The following is a 21,405-nucleotide window of genomic DNA, read 5'->3' on the forward strand; positions in this document are numbered from 1 at the left end:
CGATGCTGAATATACACTTTTTTCTTCCCAAAACAGCATTGGAGCAAAAAAAAGAAGCAGGCGTTAGCCTGCCACATCTCTTTTGCTGAATACAACCCAGGAAATCACCATGAAAATAACATAATACACTGCCAGGACTGCAATGGAGAAACCAAGTGTCATTCCTGCACTCGGACCACCCATGAGCGTAAATTCCGCTCCGGAAGTCATGTATTTGCTAAGATCCATGTTGTTGAATAAAACATACTTGGCCCACTCATAACGGTCCGGATTGAATATGAGTGAGAATATACTTTGTGAGAACATAATGAACAGGGATAATCCAATCGCAAGTGCGCCTGAACGAAAGACGGAGGACACCATGAAGGCAATCGCAAGCGTAATGAACAGATCGACGTACAGATATCCCCATAGCGTCAGAGCATTCGTAGCCGGACTATTGCTTCCTCCCGGAGCATCATGCGAGAAAAGAATATAGGACGTTAGCATGGCCATCGCGATGACCAGCAATGTACTGACAATACTGAAGCCAATGACGGTCAGGTATTTGGAAGCGAGAACTTTGCTTCGTGACCATGGACGGATCAGCAATAGCTTAATGGTTCCCCAGGTGAATTCGCCTGCGACCGATTCCGCTGCAATCACAACACAGAAGATCGTGTTCAGGAAAAACGTGATCTGGATGGTCGTCACAGCCGCTTCCCAGTACAAGACTTCATTGGACCCCATGCCTTCTCGCAGTAACACTGGCATTAACAGCGAGATCAGTGCCAGAATCGATAACATGATCCAGGTACGAGGACGACGGAAAATTTTCATGTTTTCATTCAATATCAGATTACCGAAACTACCCAATGCCTCCACCCCCAGTGACTTGCAAGAATTGTTCTTCCAGGGTATGAGTCACGTTACGAATACCATATACCTGAAACCCTTCGCTAACCAGCTTGGCATTGATATCCGGAATCTGCTCACGAGACACCCGTGCGACCAGGACATTGCCCTGTACAGTAGCACCCTGAATCAGATCGGCAGCGCGGTCTGCATCATTCAGCTCAAAAGCAACTTCAATTAATGCATCCGAACCTGCTTCAGCCCGAAGGTTTCTTACATCAATCAACTTGCCGTTCTGGATGATGGCTACGGTATCACACATCAGTTCCATCTCCGACAGCAAATGGCTGGATACGAAGACCGTAATGCCTTCCTCTTGGGTAAGCTGACGCAAATAATCTCTCAGTTCCCGTATGCCCTGTGGGTCCAGACCATTGGTCGGCTCATCCAGTACAAGCAGCTTCGGTTTATGTAATATCGCTTGCGCGACACCCAGACGCTGGCGCATACCCAGTGAGTAGGTTTTAACCTTATCGTGTATACGGGCTGTAAGCCCCACTCGCTCAATCGTTTCCGCAATACGTTCTTTCGTCACTCCCGGCGACATGCGGGCAAAGTGAACGAGATTCTGGTATCCAGTCAGAAACTTGTACATCTCCGGATTTTCCACAATGGCTCCGACCTGCGCTACCGCCTGCTCAAACTCATTCTTCACACTGTGTCCCGAGATGAAAATATCACCTTTACTGATGGACATCAGTCCAACCATCATTCGAATCGTCGTTGTTTTTCCCGCGCCATTAGGTCCTAAAAAACCAAAAACCTGCCCCGGAGAAATATCCAGAGTCAGGTCGCTGACCAATGATCGGGAGGATATGATCTTGCTGACGCCCTGAATCCGGACGACCGGCTCCTGCTGCATTCAATCCCCTCCTTCATGGACGAGCATATAGCTCATGCCCGTTTCTCATATGCACATAGTGTATCATAATCTTTAGTATAATGTCCCGCAAACTGGGTTTTCCCCTGACGTTTCACTTCAACTACACACGCTTCACAGCATCCAAGCGGCATTTCACTCCGATAGAATCCGGTGCGAAATACGTGATTGCCTCCATAGCCCTCTTCCTTCATTTCGACAGAGCTTCTAGCGACCGACACAATCATCCCACAACTGACACAGTAAAAGCGGCCCGTTTCGATCAATGATATTCCTTCCCCTCACAAGGAGCTTAGAAGTCCCTGTTATTTGTCGTTAGACGCTGAAAATTGATACATTTTGTATCTACCTCGTAATTTACTTGACACCGGGACTAATGTCAAGGCTTTACAGCCATAAAATCGAATAAAATACAAAAAAAACTCCATAAATGCGACAAAAGTCTCGCATTTATGGAGCCTTATGTTAGGTAAATGATACAATTCGGTGCAACGTATGGGTGAATATCATTATGACTTAATTCCAGTTGCTTTGACAATGATTTTTGATTATTCACTGTTGTTATCCTGCGAAGCACCCTCATTCTTCTGATTCGGATAATACCAGAGTAAGGTCCACTCATCGCCATCCTCTACCAGATAACAGGTCTGCACAATATCGAATTGTCCAAAAGTACCTGAGTACTTCTGAGTGACCCGGATTCTGTAAGCTTCTGAGAATGGCTTCACACCATCCACCACCGTGACATCGAACTCACGCTCCGGCTTCTCCATCTCCAGCTCAAAAGTTTCCACGCCAAAGTGCTGCATGAATATATGTGCTCTGTTCTGTACGTAAGCACTCTTTGGAAACCGCTCTTTCATCAGCGGATGAAACAGTTCCCATGAACTGCCGAAGTCACCCGTCTGCTCATATTTGTAAAATTCTTCGGCAACAGCCGCAGCTTCATCCGGTGTATCTGCCCGAAACAAATACGGAATGGTTCTACCGATCAACCATAGCAGGATCAGTATGATCGCTATGAACCCGATTTTCTTGAGCAAAGCATTCCTGTTTCTTCTTCGCAGCATGTCCAGTCCTCCTTGTCCTCCATCCATATTTATGATGGATGGTAGACAAGTAGAAGCTGAACGATGCATCTAATTTCCTGGGAAATCACTCGCTTTAAATGGAAGTACGCTTTCTCTTTCTGATCCTATTTATCAGAAACTGAAGCCCGGCATATATAGCAATCCCACAGCAGCCACCGAGCAAGTCCACTCCAACATCACGTATCGAGCTTGTCCGGTCTGGGCTGAACTGCTGAATATACTCATCAATGGAGGCGATGATACACACCACAGCCAGAGCAGACACGATACAGGTCGTGATGGCTGTTCTCCTGTATCGCAGCCCGCCGTACACAAGCACGGCGAGCACAGCGTATACAAATAGATGCGCACTCTTGCGAAAGATGAACTCTGCAAAATCGTACGGCCTCTGTTTCAGCGAATACTCATATTCCCCGTAGGTGAATTGCACATCTGGCAGCGTAAAACCGATTTGCAATTTTTGAGACCATTTATGAAGCCAAGGCTGAATGTCCTGCTGCTGAGAGGATTGTGTGGACATGGACCAGATGACCAGAATCCAGATCACAATCAGCAGCAGTGCAATGAGAAACCCGTACGTTCTTCGAACATGCCTTTGTCTCGTGCGCCCGGAACCCTCCTCCATCATATGATTCATCACCACTTTCATATCTCTTTCTTTATTCTAATGAACCGACATACATACCTCTGCCATTCGTACCTACATATACCTGACCATAGATTTGTCGGTCTGCCGCCATAATTTGCGGTTCATTGCCCAACCCGATTCCAGCACCTATAGGTCCTATATTGTTCCAGGTTGCCCCCATATCATCGGAACGGAAGAATCCATTCACATTATTTACGGTGCCGTATACATAGACGGCTGGAACAAATTTGCCTGGCTGAGCTTTTCCAAAGGCAAATAATTTGGAATTCTGTACGTTCTGGATCTTGGAAAATGTATTTCCCGAGTTCGTCGATGCATATAGTCCATCGGTTCCCAAACTTACCCATACGGCATTCGCCACACCGGGTGCAGCCTCGACTTTAATAAAGCTCGTATTGATATCCGTATTAACAGGAAGGCGAACCGCATTCGCTTTAGACCAGTTGGCTCCTGCATCCGTAGACCGATACAGATAACCAGCAGCATACATATAAAATTTATATCCATTGATGCGATCGGCAGCCAGTGGATGATTATAGGCGAAGACCATATTCCCCCCGATAGCCTGAAAAGGGGCACCATTCATATTTTGCCATGTTGCGCCACGATTCGTGCTTCTGACCGGATTACCGGTCTGGGGGTAATAAACAATTACATTCGGATTGATAGCCGAGTAGGCGACCCTCCCCAGTTTGGAGCCAGCTGGAACATTCATTGGAGTTACGGTAACTCCGTTATTGGAAGAGACAAATAAACGTGTGGTCGTACCATACCAGTCGCTGCTTCCCAGAAATATCATGTAATTCGGATTTGCTTCATGATAGTCAATACTTACAATTTCTCGCATACCCGCGAGCGGGATTTTATTGAGAGGAACATCGGATACATTCTCATGTCTAAATCCGACCTGATCTGTTAAACCGCTAAAGAATGAAACACCTTGAGGTGGTGTGGATGCAGTCAGCGCAACGACTTCTTCATGACCATCTGTAATGGCTTCCCAAGTACTCGCAGTACTGCCAGTCAATCCATTTGTACCATTGATATTTTCTGTCTTGTATACACCAAACCAGTCTGTAGCATATACGGTACCCGGGTTATGTGGATCGAACTTGATGCTGGATGTCGCTGAGAAAAACATGTTGGGTGTCCACCAGGACGGTTTGGATACCAGTGACTTGCTCACTGTTGTCCAACTAAGTCCGCCGTTTACCGAACGATACAGTGGCAGGTTATCTCCGCCTGTTCGAACGGCTGCCAAGATATGATTATCGTTTTGGGGATCGATCGTGATCCCATAATAAGACGAGTAGCTGGAACTTGGCGTGATATTCGTCCACTGCACACCATTGAACTTGTAGACGCCCTGATTATCAGTAGTCACATATAACGTGCCGTTCTTTGCCACAGTCATACGCGCAGGATATTCGGGACTTCTCCCGGTAAGTTGCCAGGTCGTCTGCCCATTGCTTCTTGGTGCTTTGCTATACACACCAATGCCGCGAACCCCTGCATACACAACTTGACCTTGCTTCGTCACGGGATTTAATCCATAGGCTACACTCCGTATACCCTCACCGGACAGCCCGCTCGGTACATCCCACACCTTGCTCCACGTAGCTGCACCATCGCTGGAGGTGTACAATCCATCATATCGCGTACCGACATGCAGGTAATTGGAGTTCGTTGGATTAACAGCGATGCTCTCACCCATGGCTCGATGGATATTTCCATTTGATTCGTTCCGAAGATTGAGTCCCGTCCGAATCCAGGTTTCTCCTCGATCTGTGGATTTCAGAATATCACTTGGCCCCACATTTCCGTACTTCCCAGCAGCGATATACACGACATTGGGGTTTTGCTGATCCAGCGCAATTCCATCTACGCCGTACAGATTGCTATCCTCATCTCCGAAATGGTCCAGTAGTGGAACCCAATCTCCTGAAGTGACATCCAGTCTGTAAGCTCCTCCAACGTCAGTTCGAGCGTAAACCAGATCAGGCTCAGTCGGATGAATGACCACCCCGGTAACGTACCCCCCACCACCAATAGGTATATTATTCCATTGATAGCTTTGAGCTGATTGAACATAATTTGTACTTGTCGGTATCATGAGCATATACATTAGTAGCACAATCAGGGACAATTTCATTAGCCTGGAGATACGCATCTGGTTCACCGCCCTATCCGATCATTTTGAATGTTCTTCAATCATCTGATGTATCCTGTCTCGTTCCGACTGTTCCACGATATAGTAATACACGCCGTCTATTTTCTTGCCCGTGCCTTTAATCTCAACGGATTCAATATGATCCAGTACTGAACGATAATTGGAGAACATCTGCTTCATCTCATCAAAGGTAACGTCGGTTCTGACATGAGCACTGACTTCGTCCAGCAACGTCTCCAGTTGCAACACGTTGGATACCTGGACCGTATTCTTCAGCACTTGTTTGATGATCTCCCGCTGGCGGTCATTCCGCCCAAGATCTCCCTTCGGATCATCATAACGCATCCGCGAAAATCCCAAAGCAGCTTCACCATCCAGATGAATATTCCCTTGCTCGAACCGGTAACCCTCATAGTCAAATGCGAAAGGGTTATTCACATTCACTCCACCCACCATGTCGATGACTTGTGCAAAGCCCTCCATATTCACCTTCATGTAGTAGTGTATGGGAACGTTGAGCAATTGTTCCACTGTTTGCACAGACATGTTAACACCACCAAAAGCGTAAGCATGATTGACCTTATCCTCCGTGCCATGTCCTACAATACTCGTTCTGGTATCCCGCGGGATGTTAAACATAAGTACGGATTGTTTTGCAGGGTTAACACTCAATACAATTATGGTGTCGGAGCGCCCCCGATCATTGGAGCGCTCATCCACACCCAGAATTAAAGCATTGAAAGGTTCTTCATTCTCCATGTCCACAGGGAAATCTCCCCCGCCCCTCTGGTCAACAATGGATACCTGTTTGATGGGTTCCCGGGGCTCATACATTTGATCCGCCGCTGATTTGACATGCAGATACAGATACACAGAATATCCAATCATGACAACTGCAACAAGGGAAAGGGCACCTAATGTTATTTTGATCCCGCGTCTCATGTTATGGCCTCCGTCAGATGACTGCCGTTTTTCTTCCATCGATATTGGTTAGACCTGGACGACCGACGGAGTAGTATTGAAAGGACGTGTCTTTGATCTGTTCTTCTCCGTAGATGTTTCTTCCATCAATGAGAATGGGTTGATTCATATGCGCTGCCAAATCAGTCAGATTAACCTCCATGAACTCTTTCCACTCGGTCAGGACACAGAGTGCATCAGCACCTTGCGCCGCGTTCATTGCACGATCTTCCCACGTAATGGATGGGGAATCCACCTCTTTGCGGAAGTTCTCGGTAGCAATGGGATCATATGCCCGAATCACTGCTCCCTCCTCAAGCAAACGCTGAATGATCTCAATCGCCGGAGCATCCCGAACATCGTCGGTATCCGGCTTGAAAGCGAGCCCCCAGATCGCAATTTGCTTCCCTTCGAGTGAACCAAGTGCGTCTTCCAGTTTGCGAATGACGTTGAAGCGTTGATCCTTGTTCACTTCCACCACGGACTTCAGCAGTTTGAAGTCATAATCCACATTACCTGCAATTTGAATTAAAGCTTGTGTATCCTTAGGGAAACAGGAACCTCCATATCCAATGCCTGCCTTGAGAAAGGAAGCACCGATTCGTCTGTCATATCCCATGCCTTCGGCAACGCGGCTGACATCTGCTCCTACTTTTTCACAGATGTTAGAGATTTCGTTGATAAATGAGATCTTGGTTGCCAGGAAAGCGTTGGATGCATATTTAATCATTTCGGCCGAGCGAATATCCGTAACAATAATCTGATCGGTTAATGGCTGATGCAGTTCTTTCAACGTGGCAACTGCCCGATCGCTATGTGTCCCAATGACTATCCGGTCAGGATACAGTGTGTCCTGCACAGCGGTACCTTCCCGCAGGAACTCCGGTACCGATGCCATGTCGAATGGGTGACTCGTCAAACTGCTGATCCATTCCTGAATGCGATCGTTGGTTCCGACAGGAACAGTGCTTTTAGTCATTATTATTTTATAATTATCCATATAAGAACCAATTTCTCGTGCAACAAGCTCAATAAAACTCAGATTCGCTTCGCCATTCGGCAGGGACGGCGTTCCTACAGCGATGATAATAATATCCGAACGACTGATGGCATCCTGAATTTTGGTGGTGAAGGACAGCCTTCCCGCTTTCATATTGGCATTCATGATGTCCTTGAGACCCGGTTCATAGATAGGTACATGACCATCCGTCAACATATTCACTTTTTCAACATTATTGTCGACACAGATCACATTATTTCCCAGTTCCGAAAAACATACGCCCGATACCAAACCCACATACCCTGTGCCAATCACCGTAATATTCATTCCATAATCTCCCCCATGTCCTAATGTGTTGGTTACGCGTGCTTCACATATGTCTGAACAATATCCTGCCATCCGGTAGATACTCTAACGATATCTTCCTCAATCAGCTGGCTGCCGATCTGCACTTCGATGATCTCCAGTTCCGTAACAGCTCTGACGGAATGAAGCATACTCCGATCAATGACCACCGTGTCTCCTTGCCCGATCATTCGGCTCTGCCCATCCAGAATCAATTCCCCTGTTCCTGATACAACCGTCCATACCTCATTGCGAAGCAAATGATATTGATAACTCAGGTTTTTCCCGGCACTAATGCAGATTCGTTTGGTGAGAACCTCGCCGCCAGATTCGTTTCTTGTATAATCCAGCACCCGGTAGCACCCCCATCTGCGCTCCTCATACATGGGACGTTGATCCTCATTCTTCAAGATTTCCTTGATGCCTGGGCTAGCCTCTTTGTCACTGACCAGAATGCCATCCGGACTCACAGCTACCACCACATCTGACAAGCCCAATATCGCAACCGGGATGTTCAATTCATTGACCAGGTGAGTATTCAGGGAATCTCCCGTGATCCATCCTTTTCCTACCACCGAAGTTCCCATCTCTTCCGTGAGTGTGTTCCACGTGCCTAGATCTTTCCAGAAGCCGTTATACGGAATGGCGATAATCTGATTGGCTCGCTCGACCACCTGGTAATCAAAACTGATCTTGTTCAATCTTCCGTATTGCTTCAGCATTTCGTCGTACTGTATCGGCAGTTCCATCTCAATCAGCAGATTGATCAAATAACCCAGCTTAAAAGCAAAAACCCCGCAATTCCATAATGCGGCCTGCTCCATCATAAGGGCCGCATCGGATTCGCAGGGTTTCTCCTGGAACTTCGCTACATTCACGTATTCATTGTTATTTTCACTGGAAGATAGGGATTGCGGAATGATGTATCCGTACTTCTCTGACGGGTACGTCGGCACAACCCCCATTAAGGCCAGATCAGCACCAGATTTATCCAGCATCTCTGGCAAAGTTGCCAGAACCTCAAAGAATTCTTTCTCTACAAAAGGATCGACTGGCAAGACTGCAATGGTCTCATTCAGACTCACACTCTCTACGGAATACAGATAAGAGGCTGCGAGCGCAATCGCAGGAAACGTATCTCTGCGCTCTGGCTCCACGACCAGTCTCACATCGTCTCCCAGCTGAGAAGTCAGAATCTCGACCTGAGGCAAACTGGTTGCGATAAGCGCCTGTGATGCAAGTCCGGCATGATTCAGCTGTCGCCATACCCGCTGTACCATGGATTCCGGACTTCCCTCAGGCCCGTGAAGCACTTTAAGAAATTGCTTGGATCTGGAATCGTTGGATAACGGCCAGAGACGCTTGCCAGAACCGCCGGATAACAGAATACTTCTCATAGGGCTGCACCATCCGAAAGTACAACCGTACTTGCTCCCTTGCCGCTCTCGGTTGGCTTGTTATATGTGCTGGTCTGATTGGATTCGAGTCTGCCTGCTGGATTGCTCTTCGTCCAGGCTGCATAATAATTCGAGTTCTTGCCATATGAATTATCCAGCAGGATGTTCGGTTGATCCAGGAGACAAGCGAGAATATGTCCATGCAGACGGGATGTCGTGATGGTTTGGTATTTATTGAATTCCTTAATGGCCGTATGTACCATCCGATCAGAGTATTTGTACCACAACCAGCGGGCGAAAGAGCTACCTTTCCCTGACTTCAACCGGGATGTAATCATGCGAATGATCTTCCGGTCGACCCGGTTGTACAATGTCTCCCAGTCTTTAAACGTGGCCTTGGGTCCACTGACGGATTCGTAATGCACCTGATTCTGAGTCTTCTCAATGTCTTTACGGAAGAAATACAACATCTCTGCAGTAGGCTGGCTCTTGGACTTAAGAGGCCACAATTGATGTGCCATATCCGGAGATAGATACACATTGGTTTGTTGAAATTCTTTACTGGCTATCTCATAAGATAATGTATCCCTAACAAAAAAGTGTACATCCTTATGACGATTGAATACTTGGGCTGTCTTTTTCAATTCAATATCACTCTTGTAAAACATCGTCTGTGGTAGAATTACGATCCGGTGATTCGGATGTTGAGCAATCATCCGTTCTCTCAATTTCTGATGGGCAGGGTACAAGTCACCAAAGTTACCTCCCCCGTGCAACACAATCGTGATGCCTTCCGGAACCTTGAGAGACAAAGGGCAATCCAGAATGCTGTATCTGGCACGTACATGAATATCATTGTCTCGGAAGAAAGCCTCAGTACCTTTCATAATCAACAAGTCGCCACCATTGCTATGCACCGGATAATCCAGATAATAGATTTCGGTACGGGGTGGAATGACCTTCAAAATCTGACGTAAATGTCCCTTCAACTCTTCCATTGGATGAATATTGTTAGTGCCCAGCATCTCCATCTCCTCCTTGGGTGACTCTTCTTCTTTTTTTGTTTAACCGTTCATAGAGAAACGGTAGATCTTGCTTGTCATAGAACATGGCGGCAAACTTCACCTTAAATACAATCTTCATCGCGGCCACAGTGACCACCATTCGTACAATGGACCCGATCAGCAAAGCAATCGCAATGCCATTAAGCCCCCATAGCGGGGTGAACACGAAGAACAAGGCCACCGTCACCGAGAGTGCAATGAGCTGTCTGATCATCACAAGCCCTGGCCGACCCAGTGCATTGAAGGCGGATGCCAGAATCCATGAGCCACCACCAATGATGCATTCCACAGCCAAAATATAAAATGCGACGCTCGCTTCCAAAAATTCGGAGCCAAATAGAAGACCCATCAGGTAGTTCCCCACAAACATGGTCGGTATAACGATGATCATCATGACCATGAGCGAGATGCGGAAGGCTCTGCCGACCGTTCGAATAATCTGCTCTTGGGGTAATCCGGTCACTTTTGGGAAAACAACATTGCTGATCGCCGTTTGAACTGCATTGTAGATTCGGGACAGCGCAAACACAACGGAATACAATCCGAAATCACGCGGGGTGAGCAAAGCCAAAATAATGATCTTATCAAACTGGGTATACAATGTTCCTAGCAATTCAACGCCATACACCTTGCTGCCATAACCGAAAAGTTTCTTGGCCGAACTCTGGTCCACCCGATCCTTGAACCATCTCAGTCTTAATTCATTACGGTTGGCATAGATAGCCCACGCCACCACTGAGAAGCTGGTTACAAAATAGATCGCAGCCGCGAGCTGAATGCTCAGCATGCCCAGGCCCCATAACACAAAAAGCCCGCCTACATTAAACAGGGGGATCATTAACCGGATGCCATTATATACAGCGAATTTCTCCCGACTCTGCGAGAGGGCTGATATGAGATTGATGACAATGAGTACAGGGACCGTAGCAATCGTATACCATCTGGATATCTGCACGACCTCTGGCGGAAAGCTGGAGAGCCAGAAGGGTAATCCAAACCAGGCAACTATACCGATGATGATGCACACCGGAACCTGAAAGAGAAAACTTAACCGAACATACTGCGCACTCTTCTCAGTTGCACTCTGTTTGATGTTATAAATGATGGATGTCGGTAGTCCGAATCCTACCAATCCGGTTAATAGTGCAGGCCAGAATAGAATGGCCGAGAACGCACCCTTTCCCTCTACGCCGAACATGCGTGACGTCAAAATGGAAGACAGCATCGTCAGTGTCATAACCAGCAGATTGGTTCCACTTGTCTGGAATATGGCACTCATTAAGCCGTTTCCTCTGAATACTTTGCGAAGTGCAACTTGCGCCATAGCGATCCTCATCCCTTACTGTTTTGACGAAGCGACCCAACGATCATGCCGTTTCTGTAACATACTTTGGCAAGCTGACGTGTGAACCGATCTGCATTATAGATATAGATCAGCGAGGCTGTGATCCCCTGCGCAAGCTTGATTCCATGTTTGGCCGTACGCACAACACCACGATCCTGATCCCGAATGGCATCACTCACACCCTGCCAATAGATTCGGCGCAGAAACCAGTTCTTCGTCGTTCGCTCTTTCGCTACTTTGTGTTGTACAGCGCCATACGGCGTGTAATACACCTTGAACTTCGTCCGTATTCTTGCAATTAACTCACTCTCTTCACTGGAGAGAAGATTGTTCCCCACTCTTCCAAGGTCTTCACGGAAGGGAGCCAGTTGATCGAAAACGGATAAACGAAAAGCCACATTCGCGCCAAATGGAATATAGGGGCTTTTCATCTCAGTTACTTCATCTGCAAAATCCAGAATGGTGAACAGTGACCTGTTCTCGGGTGGAATCCACATCGGTTCGGGCACTTCCCAGATCGGATCAATCTTGCCACCGACACATCCAATGCTCTCGCTCATCTCAAACACGCTGACGATCTGGCGAATCCAGTCTCTGCAAGCAAAGGCATCATCGTCAAGAAACAGGATATATTCGCCGCGTGCCTCGTGAATGGCCCGGTTACGGGCTACAGACAAGCCTTGCTTTTCTTCCAACACATACCGTATTGAATGGTTCTCATGCTGCAAAATCGTTTGAAGCACGATTTCCCGTGTATTGTCTTTCGAATTGTTATCAATAAGAATGATCTCATAGTCGCTGCTTGCGTAATTCTGTTGTATTGCACTTCGTATGGCCTCTACCGCATCATGTGCACGGTTATACGTACAGATCGCGACGGTTACCTTCATCATTTCATCCCCATATTTTTGAATTAGGTCCACTCTCTCATCTGTACTAATTGGAGTACAGGGTAAGTGTCCTTTGGGCAATCACTGGCCAGTCCAGACGCTCCAACGCTTTGACAAAACCACTGCCTTCCTGGAACTCCGATTGCTTTAACCGGATCATATTCATCGCCTTGAGCAATCCATCCGGATCGGAAGGTTCGTAGAGCACCGCACAATCTTCCGGCAGATATTCCTCCAGCAGACCAATCCTTGGCGCTACAACCGGTTTGCCAAAGGTCAGTGCCAGAATCGCACTGCCTGAAGTCGCAATTTGTTTATAAGGAAGGATGATAGAATCCACCGCATCAAAATAATCCGAATATTCATCGTCTTCAATAAAATGAAAATGGGTATGAATATGTCCGCTCTCGAGAAATTCTTCACCGAGATCGTAGTCCTTCACCTTTTTACCGGCAATCAACAGATGGGCTTGATCGGAATTCAGATCCTTGAACGCCTCCAGCAAATCATCCACACCCTTGTACGGTGAGACCTGACCGAAGAACGCATACACATAACTATCCTCCGGGATGCCAAAGCGGGAGCGGATATTCACGCCTTTTCCCTGATACACTCCCTTGTAATGTCCATGCGGAATAATCTCGATCCGGCTGGAATCAATCCCAAACGTCGAACAGATTTCGGAGATCAAGGGTTTGCCCATGACAATCAGCTTGGAGCAATTTCGGACCAGTATTTTTCTCATCCAATAATCGAACCGCGTCTTGCCACTGTTGTGAGGCCAGATGTTATGCACCGTCCAGAATAATTTGGCCCCGCGCAAGCGTGCAAAACAGATCATCAATACATACAGAATGGATTTGATCACTGTTGACAGCAGGGATGAACCTCTGTAATAGAAGCTGGGCCAATGAAAATGCAGCACATCATTTTTTCTCAATTTGATTAGATCTTTTTTGGTGAACTGCTTCACTTCCCATCCCTTGTTCTCAATGGAATCGGATAACAGTTCATTGAATTTATTGTTCTCAATCATCTTGGGCAGCATATACACCGTCGGATTCTCCATCCAGGCACCTCTTACTTTAGTTTCATTCGCACAGGTTCCTCTGTATACGTTCCAACTGCGCGTCTTGCATGAAATCTCATCAGAAAACCTTGCATCATGATCTTGGTATTACGCTTGAGCAGCACCCAATCTTTCCACCAGGGATACAACGACAGTGCTTTTCTCAAATAGACGTTGTTACGAAGGGTATTTCTCGACCACTCCAGCATTCGATAATGATGTAGTTGGCGGCGCTTCTGTTCCTTGGACATATCGTTGTAGTATTTCAAAATAATCTTGCGTTGGCCCTTGTACTTGGCCGTTGTAGAGGTTGAAATTCGTGGTCCACTATGGATGTTGATATCCACCAGTGGTTCTTTCACATTCACGGCGATATAGCCTCGCTTCAATATGCGCAGATAAAAGTCGTAATCTTGAGCGGATGTCAGATTCTCATCGAATCGAACTTCACGGGCCAGTGAGGTAAGTACCATGATTTTGGACGTTTCCCCGATCCAGTTGAATGTGAGCAGATCCTCATACCGAACAACATCACGAGGTTCCACCGACAATTTCCGTTTGACCACCTCATGCTGCTCGTTCGTGTATGCAAGATACTTGCTGCAAAAGGTGAATGACTCCTGTGTACGCTCCAGCACTTCCGCCTGGGTTTTAATTTTGTCAGCCATCCATTCATCATCATCATCAAGGAATGCAATGTACTTGCCATTGGCATGGGATATCCCCACATTCCGTGCATGATTGGCTCCTTTGGGATATGGAACCCGGATGTACCGAATCCGTGAATCTTCCCGGGTCCAAGCCTGACAGATTTCCGGCGTCTGATCTTCTGAACCATCATCCACAATGAAAATCTCCAGATACGGATGTGTTTGCTCACGTACACTTCTCAACGCATTTTTCAATAACTCCGCCCGGTTATGGGTCGTAATGATGCAAGATACCAAGGGGTTCATTTCATCACCTTTTCCTGTTCACTAGGATACCTTCACTTGAAGTGCATCATATATTCCTGACAATCTGCCTACGAGAAGATTCATATCGAATTTATCCGATATAATCGTTCTGTTATGCGAACCCATTCTTGCTCTAACCTCTTCATCCGTGATGAGATATTCCAGTGCTGATGTTAGCTCGTGCACATCTCCCGGCTCGATTAACAGCCCATTATGACCAGTTGTAATCACTTCGGGGATGCCTCCGACGGTGGTCGATATAATGGGCAAGCCACAATTCATTGCTTCAAGTATGGCCATAGGTAATCCCTCATGATAAGAAGGCAGGACCAGCAGATCCGCTTCCCGCATCAGCTTTTCCTTTTGCTCTCCGTTAATCCAGCCGAGTACATTGACACGATCCTCTATTCCATACTGCTGTACAATCGCTTTGACTTCTTCAACTTCGCCATCTCCTGCCAGATTGAAGGTCGCTGTAACGCCCAGCGCCTTCAATTGCTGAATGGACTGAAGCAGATCATAGACTCCTTTTCGCTCACCCAATCTGCCCATGAAGAGAGCATTAACAGCTGCCTGTTGTTCTCTGGCAAACGGTTCTTTGACAAAGACTCCGTTATAAAGAACCTCAATGGCTGTCTCCGGCACAATCGTAGCAAAGTATTCTCTCCACGTCTGGGATAAGACAATCAACTTGTCTGCCTGATTCAGAATGTAGTGACAATACTTGCGCTGCAGAGCAAATTGATTGTAGAAATCATCAAAGCTGGCCGCATGAATATGCAGAATGACTGACTTTCGAAATAACTTTCTTGCGGTTAGTAGAAATAGAGACTTCCGATAAAAGCTCCCGTTGTTCGCCATATGAATATGCACGATATCCGGCTTGAACGTGTACAGCTTCATCCAAAACTGAATAAATCCCCTTATAAAAATAAGCAGCCGTGAGAACACGCTGCCCGTGATATACGTTTCGACTCGCTGCATGGCATACATTTCCGAGATGGAGGATTCCTCAATGTTTTTGATGACACTCACAATTCCACCCATATCCTTCAAGGATGATCCAACAACCAATACTTTTGGTTTCATGATAGACTCCTTTTTTCATGGTTAATCTTCCGACCTCTTACAGGCTGTTCACGTAATTTTTGATGGATGAGATCAGATCAGACTGTTTTCTCACATAGGGCTGGAACGTCAGCTCCTCTATGCAAGGAATCAGTTTTTGCAATTCAACCTGACTCTCCGCGACGGCCACATAGCCGTTTTCCTGAAAAACCTTGGAGATCTCAAGCTGATGGTCATCCACATGCTCGCCCCATTCTTTCCGGCGTGGTATAACGATAACCGGCTTGCCGCGTTCGAGCGAATTCGTGATGGAGCCGACACCCGCATGAGAAATAATGCATCTGCTGCGCTCTACATATTCATTCATCTCTTCCTGCGTGAGAAAAGGAATCACAGTGAAATTTCGCGGCTGATATTCGGTATATCCGGATTGGGCAACAACCTCTTCTTCAATAATTCCTGCCTCGATCGCCTCATCAATAAGCTCGAACATCCGATTGAAGGGAAAGCGCTGCGTTCCAACGATAGCAAATATCAAAATAAAGCCCCCCTGTATTTCGCATTGGGATAGCTATCCTGCAACGTTTCCCACTGGATGAAGAACTCATCCGAGATTTTGTACATTAATCTCCCGGTTGCGCTGGAGGAATAGATTTTGGCATAACTTTCGATATAAATCAGCTTGGCACCAAAGATTTTACCGATGAGGCAAAAAGGGTATGTGGCTCCCGCCCCTGTCGTAATGATTACCTTTGGACGCTCACGCAGATATAGAAAGAACGATTTGATAATATTAGCCACAAAGATGAGCAAGAACATCGCATTTTTACGCTCTTGCTGCATTAAGAAGTATACTTTGCCCTGTGCCGAATCTACTTTTCTGCTTTTGTTCTTCTCGGTAATCAGGAAATAATCATGTTCTTCAACCGCAGGAATAATTTTGGTTAATTCATCAAAATGACCGCCTGTAGAACTGATCAAACAGACCTTCATGTTCTAATCTCCTTTGAAAAGGATACGTCCTTCGCTCGCTGTGCCTGTACATCCACTTTTGCTTCGACCCCTGACTTGGTATGGACTCCTTTTCCCGTAGCATATAACGCGTTCAAGAAGATACAGAATGGAGCAATCAGATGAACGGTAGACAGGGTATTGTCAAAAAAGGAATATGTCAGGAAACCGATAATCATACCGGCAAAATACAACCGGATCATACCGCCCAATCGGAGGTATACGGCCCGGAACACCAGAAGCAGCGAAAGAAACAACAGGATGGCTCCAACTAATCCACCATCGTAATAAAAACGAATATATTCATTATGCGGAACGACGAAGCCAGAAAAGATACTTCCATCATTCGCTACGAGAGTCGAGCCGAGTCCACGTCCAAATATCGGATACTCATTCGCTTTGCCAATAAAATAATTCCAGGCTACATCTCTTCCCGACAAGCCCTTACTCTCAGACCTCATCTCATAATTGTCCCACTGCGCAATGACCATATAGGCCACAGCGACAACGAACAGAATGAGAGGAATGATGGCACTAACTCTGCCTTTAATGAAGGCTTTCAGTTGATCAAAAAGATAGACTAGAATAATCGGAATCAGCGCAATAAGCGGCCCCCTCGTTCCCGTCTGGACCAGAATGACCAGATGTGTCAAGGTAAGCATGTAATACAGAACAACCTGATGGCCTTGCTTGATCTGAATCAGACAGACGCAGATGGAGATAAAACACAACATGGCCAGATGCGCTGCGATGTTCGCTCCCTGTAATCGGGTTACTCCCGACATCTCCAGGTTAGTAATGGACAATATGCCGGCTAGTTGCAGGACATAACCACCAGCAAGACTGAACAGCGGTAGCCATGCGAGCACACGTATAATTCGTTGACTGATCTCTCGTGAAAAGTGGGGCATCAGTAATAAAAATGGAACAATGACTCCCAGAAAAGCCTTGAATGGATCGAGTGGACTAACCTTACTGGGCAGATCCGATAGAAAATAACTTTCCACAAATAAAAAACCGATTGCCAATGCAGGATAGATCAACTCTTTTCGAATACCAAAGCGTAAAAATAGAGAGATCACAAAGCCCAGGATCGCCAGCTTGTAGAAGGAGAGCGAATCCAGTCCTGCCAGATGAATGCTGAAGATTTTATCAATGGACAATGAAAAACTTACGATGAGAATTATAAAGATCCAACTGGGCTGTTTAATATAAACGCCCAGCAGAATCACAGATATGAGTGCAACAACCGAGATTAGCGGAAGATAGATTGCTGCGAAGATAACTACCAGCGAAAAAAGAATGATATTAAACGACTTCATATTCAATGCAGCAAGTATACCGGTCTTTTGCATATCTGCTATGCCACCTCAAAGCCAGAATCGTGTTTCAAAACGCATCCTTCGAACCAACCAGCACCCTGAACGTTCTGAAGATAATTTTGATATCCACCATCATATTGCGCTCACGGGCATACGTCAGATCCAGCTCTACCATTTCATCAAAACCGACACTATTTCGACCGCTGACTTGCCATAACCCTGTACATCCGGGAATCATCTGCAGGCGCTGTCTGTCATAGGAAGTGTAGTTCTCCACTTCTCTGGGCAGAGCTGGTCTGGGTCCAACGAGACTCATCTCTCCTCGGAACACGTTCCACAACTGTGGCAGCTCATCCAGACTGGTTTTGCGAATAAACTTGCCGATCCGGGTAATGCGGGGATCATTTTTCATTTTGAACATGTTCCCGTTCACTTCATTCTGATCAATCAACTGTTCCAGCAGATCTTCTGCATTCGCCACCATGGACCTGAATTTGTACATATGAAACTCTTTTCCATTCTGTCCGACCCGTACCTGACGAAAAAAAACAGACCCCTGCGGGGCCTCGATTTTGATCAGTAATCCGATGACCGCAAACAAGGGGCACAAAATGATTAAACCTATGAAAGAACCCAGCAAATCGAGCATTCTTTTCATAAATAGATACACTTTATCTGCATTTTGTCCTGCCATCGTTGATGCATTGTACCCCAGACTTGGGTCCATAACGATCTCCGCTTCCTTCGTTTGGGGAGATGGACTCATTCAAACTCCCCCCCGGCTACATGTTCTACCGACTCTTTTTCCAGAATCTGTTGCAGAGCTTGCAGCATCGGAATTCTAAGTTCCTGTTTTTGCAAAGCGAAGTCGATGGTCGTCAAAATGAATCCCAGTTTCTCGCCCACGTCATAACGTACACCCTCGAAATCGTAAGCATACACTCCTTGTGTCTCATTTAAACGCTGAATCGCGTCTGTTAATTGAATTTCTCCCCCTTGACCAATCTCCTGTTGCTCCAGATGTTCGAAAATCTCTGGACTCAGTACGTATCTCCCCATAATCGCCAGGTTGGAAGGCGCTGTGCCTTGGGCAGGTTTCTCTACGAACCTGAGAACCTCTGTCAAACGGCCATCCGATTGTAGCGGGTCTACTATGCCGTATCTGTCTGTTTGTTCAGCAAGTACGGTTTGTACGCCAACAATGGAATGTTGAACCTGATCATATTGATCGATCAATTGTTTGGTGCATGGCACTTCCGATACGACGATATCATCTCCGAGCAACACGGCAAAAGGTTCGTCACCGATAAAGTTACGTGCACACCAGACAGCATGACCAAGTCCTTTGGCCTCTTTTTGTCTTATGTAGTGGATATCCACATTAGAAGATTTACGTACCTCTTCAAGCAAGCCCAGTTTCCCTTTTTCCAGCAAATTGTGTTCCAGTTCAAAGGCATTATCGAAATGATCTTCAATCGCCCGTTTCCCTTTACCGGTTACAATGATAATGTCTTCAATTCCAGAGGCAATGGCTTCCTCAACGATATACTGTATAGTTGGTTTGTCCACAATAGGGAGCATTTCTTTGGGCATCGCTTTTGTGGCTGGCAAAAAACGTGTACCCAATCCAGCTGCAGGAATGATCGCTTTTCTCACTTTTTTCATAAATACCACCCTATCCTCTTTTTTTAGTTTGATAAAAGTTGAACCAGGGCATCTAACCCGTCCTCACGTCATACCTTTGACGATTAACGTCTAAGGTTCATTGAACCCACAGCATGACCGAGTGCCTACGGTGATAGAGGTGCAGTAGACATTACCTGTTTAATTGGGAAGATACGATAGAAGTTTTACTTCTCTCCGTAGCCCACCGGAACTGCGGCGTTTTTGATATTGTTCAAGATGGCGCCCAAAATTCGTGCATTCACATGCTCCAGAGCAGCCTTGGTCTTCTTCACCAATTCCTTCTTGACCTTGCCTGAGTTCACGACCAGCAGCACACCATCACACAGCGAACTCACAATGAGTGCATCCGTTACAGCGAGCACCGGAGGCGTATCAAACATGATCACATCATATTGGTCCTCTAACTCTTCAATCAGCTTTTTCATCCGGTTGGAGCCGATCATCTCGGATGGGTTCGGCGGAATTGGGCCAGACGTGAACAACTGAAGATTGTCGATATAACTTTCTCTGAGCACCTCTTCCACACTGTACTGGTTGGACAGTACGCTGCTGAGACCGACATGATTGGGTACGGAAAACACCTTGTGCAAAGAAGGATTACGCAGATCCGCATCGATCAGCAGAACTTTCTTGCCTTCCTGGGCATAAGTCACTGCCAGGTTGCTAATGGTTGTAGTCTTTCCTTCGCCGGCTTCGGCCGAAGCCACCATGATTTTTTTGATATGACTGTCGATCGAAGAAAACTGGATGTTGGTCCGTAATTTACGGTATCCTTCCGAAATTTGAGATTTGGAGTTGAAATAGGTCACCAGACTGTTATTTTCATTGGTTAGCCGCGACATATTTGCCATCCCCCACTTTCTGTTGAGATACGTAATTTTTCGTATTTTTCAGATCATCTTTTTTCATTTTGGATATGACCGTAAGCACAGGCAGCCCCAGCTCTTTTTCCAGTTCAGTTTCGGATTTGAATGTATCGTCCAGATAGTCCAGCAAAAATACAAGTGCAATCGCAAGCACAAGACCTGCGAACAGGCTGACAATGATGCTTAATGTGGTTTTCATATTGATTGGAGGTACGTTACTATCCACTTTCGCTTCACTGAGGATAGCCACATTATCGATTTTCATGATCAGGGGGATTTGAGATTGAAACACGTTGGAGATGGCATTGACCGTTTTTGCGGCTTTTTCGTAGGTAGTCCCTTGTACAGTTATGCTCATCACTTGGGATTCGCTGGCTGTAGAGACGGAGGTGCTATTCATGAGCTGTGCAGAGGTTAAGCCTAGGTCCGGATACGTAGTAGCGACTTTATCCATAATGGCGGAAGATTTAATAATTTCTCTGTACGAGTTAATGAGTTTGATATTCGTTTGAATCATGCTGAAGTCCATCATCGCTTGACCTTGAACGGTAGAGGTCTGGTTCACGATCAGTTTGGAACTTGCCTCATAGATGGGCTGAGTGAAGAAAATGCTTTTGACCCCTGCACCCACACCGGCTATTAAAGCTATTGCAACAATCAACCACAGTTTCTTTTGTAAGAGTCGAAAATATCCTTTAAGTTCCACTTTCATTCCTCCTATATGTTGTGATCAAACCTATGT

22 protein-coding genes are annotated in these 21,405 nt (G+C 46.3%); all 22 read right to left on the reverse strand.

The window, feature by feature from the left end:
- Window positions 1-63: 63 nt before the first annotated feature.
- Window positions 64-855: an ABC transporter permease gene (locus tag HF638_RS10565; RefSeq protein ID WP_169480173.1), complete on the reverse strand. Its 792-nt coding sequence runs from the start codon at window positions 853-855 to the stop codon at window positions 64-66.
- Window positions 848-1,756 (reverse strand): ABC transporter ATP-binding protein, encoded by a 909-nt coding sequence (locus HF638_RS10570; protein WP_062833055.1) that lies wholly within the window; start codon window positions 1,754-1,756, stop codon window positions 848-850. Before HF638_RS10570 ends, HF638_RS10565 begins: the two co-directional genes overlap by 8 nt.
- A 32-nt stretch (window positions 1,757-1,788) precedes the next feature.
- Complete coding sequence (locus tag HF638_RS10575; RefSeq protein ID WP_169480174.1) at window positions 1,789-2,040, reverse strand: hypothetical protein; 252 nt, start codon at window positions 2,038-2,040, stop codon at window positions 1,789-1,791.
- Window positions 2,041-2,322: 282 nt separating this feature from the next.
- Window positions 2,323-2,844: a hypothetical protein gene (locus HF638_RS10580; protein WP_169480175.1), complete on the reverse strand. Its 522-nt coding sequence runs from the start codon at window positions 2,842-2,844 to the stop codon at window positions 2,323-2,325.
- 94 nt (window positions 2,845-2,938) lie between these two features.
- Entirely contained in the window at window positions 2,939-3,493 is a 555-nt protein-coding gene (locus tag HF638_RS10585) for a VanZ family protein (RefSeq protein WP_169480176.1), read from the reverse strand.
- 31 nt (window positions 3,494-3,524) lie between these two features.
- Entirely contained in the window at window positions 3,525-5,684 is a 2,160-nt protein-coding gene (locus HF638_RS10590; RefSeq protein ID WP_169480177.1) for a WD40/YVTN/BNR-like repeat-containing protein, read from the reverse strand.
- A 21-nt stretch (window positions 5,685-5,705) separates the two neighbouring features.
- Window positions 5,706-6,626: an LCP family glycopolymer transferase gene (locus tag HF638_RS10595; protein ID WP_169480178.1), complete on the reverse strand. Its 921-nt coding sequence runs from the start codon at window positions 6,624-6,626 to the stop codon at window positions 5,706-5,708.
- Between the two features lie 13 nt (window positions 6,627-6,639).
- The gene (locus tag HF638_RS10600) at window positions 6,640-7,971 is read right to left on the reverse strand and encodes a UDP-glucose dehydrogenase family protein (protein WP_169480179.1); all 1,332 of its coding nucleotides are present in this window, start codon (window positions 7,969-7,971) and stop codon (window positions 6,640-6,642) included.
- Between the two features lie 32 nt (window positions 7,972-8,003).
- Window positions 8,004-9,386, reverse strand: coding sequence for a sugar phosphate nucleotidyltransferase (locus HF638_RS10605; protein WP_169480180.1), 1,383 nt, complete (start codon window positions 9,384-9,386; stop codon window positions 8,004-8,006).
- Entirely contained in the window at window positions 9,383-10,411 is a 1,029-nt protein-coding gene (locus tag HF638_RS10610) for a polysaccharide pyruvyl transferase family protein (protein WP_169480181.1), read from the reverse strand. Before HF638_RS10610 ends, HF638_RS10605 begins: the two co-directional genes overlap by 4 nt.
- Window positions 10,398-11,774, reverse strand: coding sequence for a lipopolysaccharide biosynthesis protein (locus HF638_RS10615; protein ID WP_169480182.1), 1,377 nt, complete (start codon window positions 11,772-11,774; stop codon window positions 10,398-10,400). Before HF638_RS10615 ends, HF638_RS10610 begins: the two co-directional genes overlap by 14 nt.
- 8 nt (window positions 11,775-11,782) lie before the next feature.
- A complete protein-coding gene (locus tag HF638_RS10620) occupies window positions 11,783-12,688 on the reverse strand; it encodes a glycosyltransferase (RefSeq protein WP_248278108.1) in 906 nt (301 codons plus the stop codon).
- 43 nt (window positions 12,689-12,731) lie between these two features.
- Window positions 12,732-13,754 (reverse strand): glycosyltransferase, encoded by a 1,023-nt coding sequence (locus tag HF638_RS10625; RefSeq protein ID WP_169480183.1) that lies wholly within the window; start codon window positions 13,752-13,754, stop codon window positions 12,732-12,734.
- A gap of 11 nt (window positions 13,755-13,765) precedes the next feature.
- On the reverse strand, window positions 13,766-14,710 hold the full coding sequence (locus HF638_RS10630; protein WP_169480184.1) for a glycosyltransferase family 2 protein: 945 nt from the start codon (window positions 14,708-14,710) through the stop codon (window positions 13,766-13,768).
- 21 nt (window positions 14,711-14,731) lie between these two features.
- Window positions 14,732-15,799, reverse strand: coding sequence for a glycosyltransferase family 4 protein (locus HF638_RS10635; RefSeq protein ID WP_169480185.1), 1,068 nt, complete (start codon window positions 15,797-15,799; stop codon window positions 14,732-14,734).
- Window positions 15,800-15,836: 37 nt separating this feature from the next.
- Window positions 15,837-16,316: a PssE/Cps14G family polysaccharide biosynthesis glycosyltransferase gene (pssE, locus tag HF638_RS10640; protein WP_169480186.1), complete on the reverse strand. Its 480-nt coding sequence runs from the start codon at window positions 16,314-16,316 to the stop codon at window positions 15,837-15,839.
- On the reverse strand, window positions 16,313-16,771 hold the full coding sequence (gene pssD, locus HF638_RS10645; RefSeq protein WP_036611329.1) for a PssD/Cps14F family polysaccharide biosynthesis glycosyltransferase: 459 nt from the start codon (window positions 16,769-16,771) through the stop codon (window positions 16,313-16,315). The genes pssE and pssD overlap by 4 nt, the downstream gene beginning before the upstream one ends.
- A complete protein-coding gene (locus tag HF638_RS10650) occupies window positions 16,768-18,144 on the reverse strand; it encodes an O-antigen ligase family protein (RefSeq protein WP_169480187.1) in 1,377 nt (458 codons plus the stop codon). Before HF638_RS10650 ends, pssD begins: the two co-directional genes overlap by 4 nt.
- 34 nt (window positions 18,145-18,178) lie before the next feature.
- Window positions 18,179-18,877, reverse strand: a complete 699-nt coding sequence (locus tag HF638_RS10655) for a sugar transferase (protein WP_169480188.1) — start codon at window positions 18,875-18,877, stop codon at window positions 18,179-18,181.
- Window positions 18,874-19,776 carry a UTP--glucose-1-phosphate uridylyltransferase GalU gene (galU, locus tag HF638_RS10660; protein ID WP_036611572.1) on the reverse strand — a complete coding sequence of 301 codons (903 nt, stop codon included), beginning with the start codon at window positions 19,774-19,776 and terminating at the stop codon, window positions 18,874-18,876. The genes HF638_RS10655 and galU overlap by 4 nt, the downstream gene beginning before the upstream one ends.
- A 185-nt stretch (window positions 19,777-19,961) precedes the next feature.
- Window positions 19,962-20,639: a CpsD/CapB family tyrosine-protein kinase gene (locus HF638_RS10665; RefSeq protein ID WP_169480189.1), complete on the reverse strand. Its 678-nt coding sequence runs from the start codon at window positions 20,637-20,639 to the stop codon at window positions 19,962-19,964.
- The gene (locus tag HF638_RS10670; RefSeq protein ID WP_062833037.1) at window positions 20,620-21,369 is read right to left on the reverse strand and encodes a YveK family protein; all 750 of its coding nucleotides are present in this window, start codon (window positions 21,367-21,369) and stop codon (window positions 20,620-20,622) included. The genes HF638_RS10665 and HF638_RS10670 overlap by 20 nt, the downstream gene beginning before the upstream one ends.
- Window positions 21,370-21,405 lie beyond the last annotated feature (36 nt).

Origin of the sequence: Paenibacillus sp. SZ31, assembly GCF_012912005.1 — a bacterium.
Taxonomy (GTDB): Bacteria; Bacillota; Bacilli; order Paenibacillales; family Paenibacillaceae; genus Paenibacillus.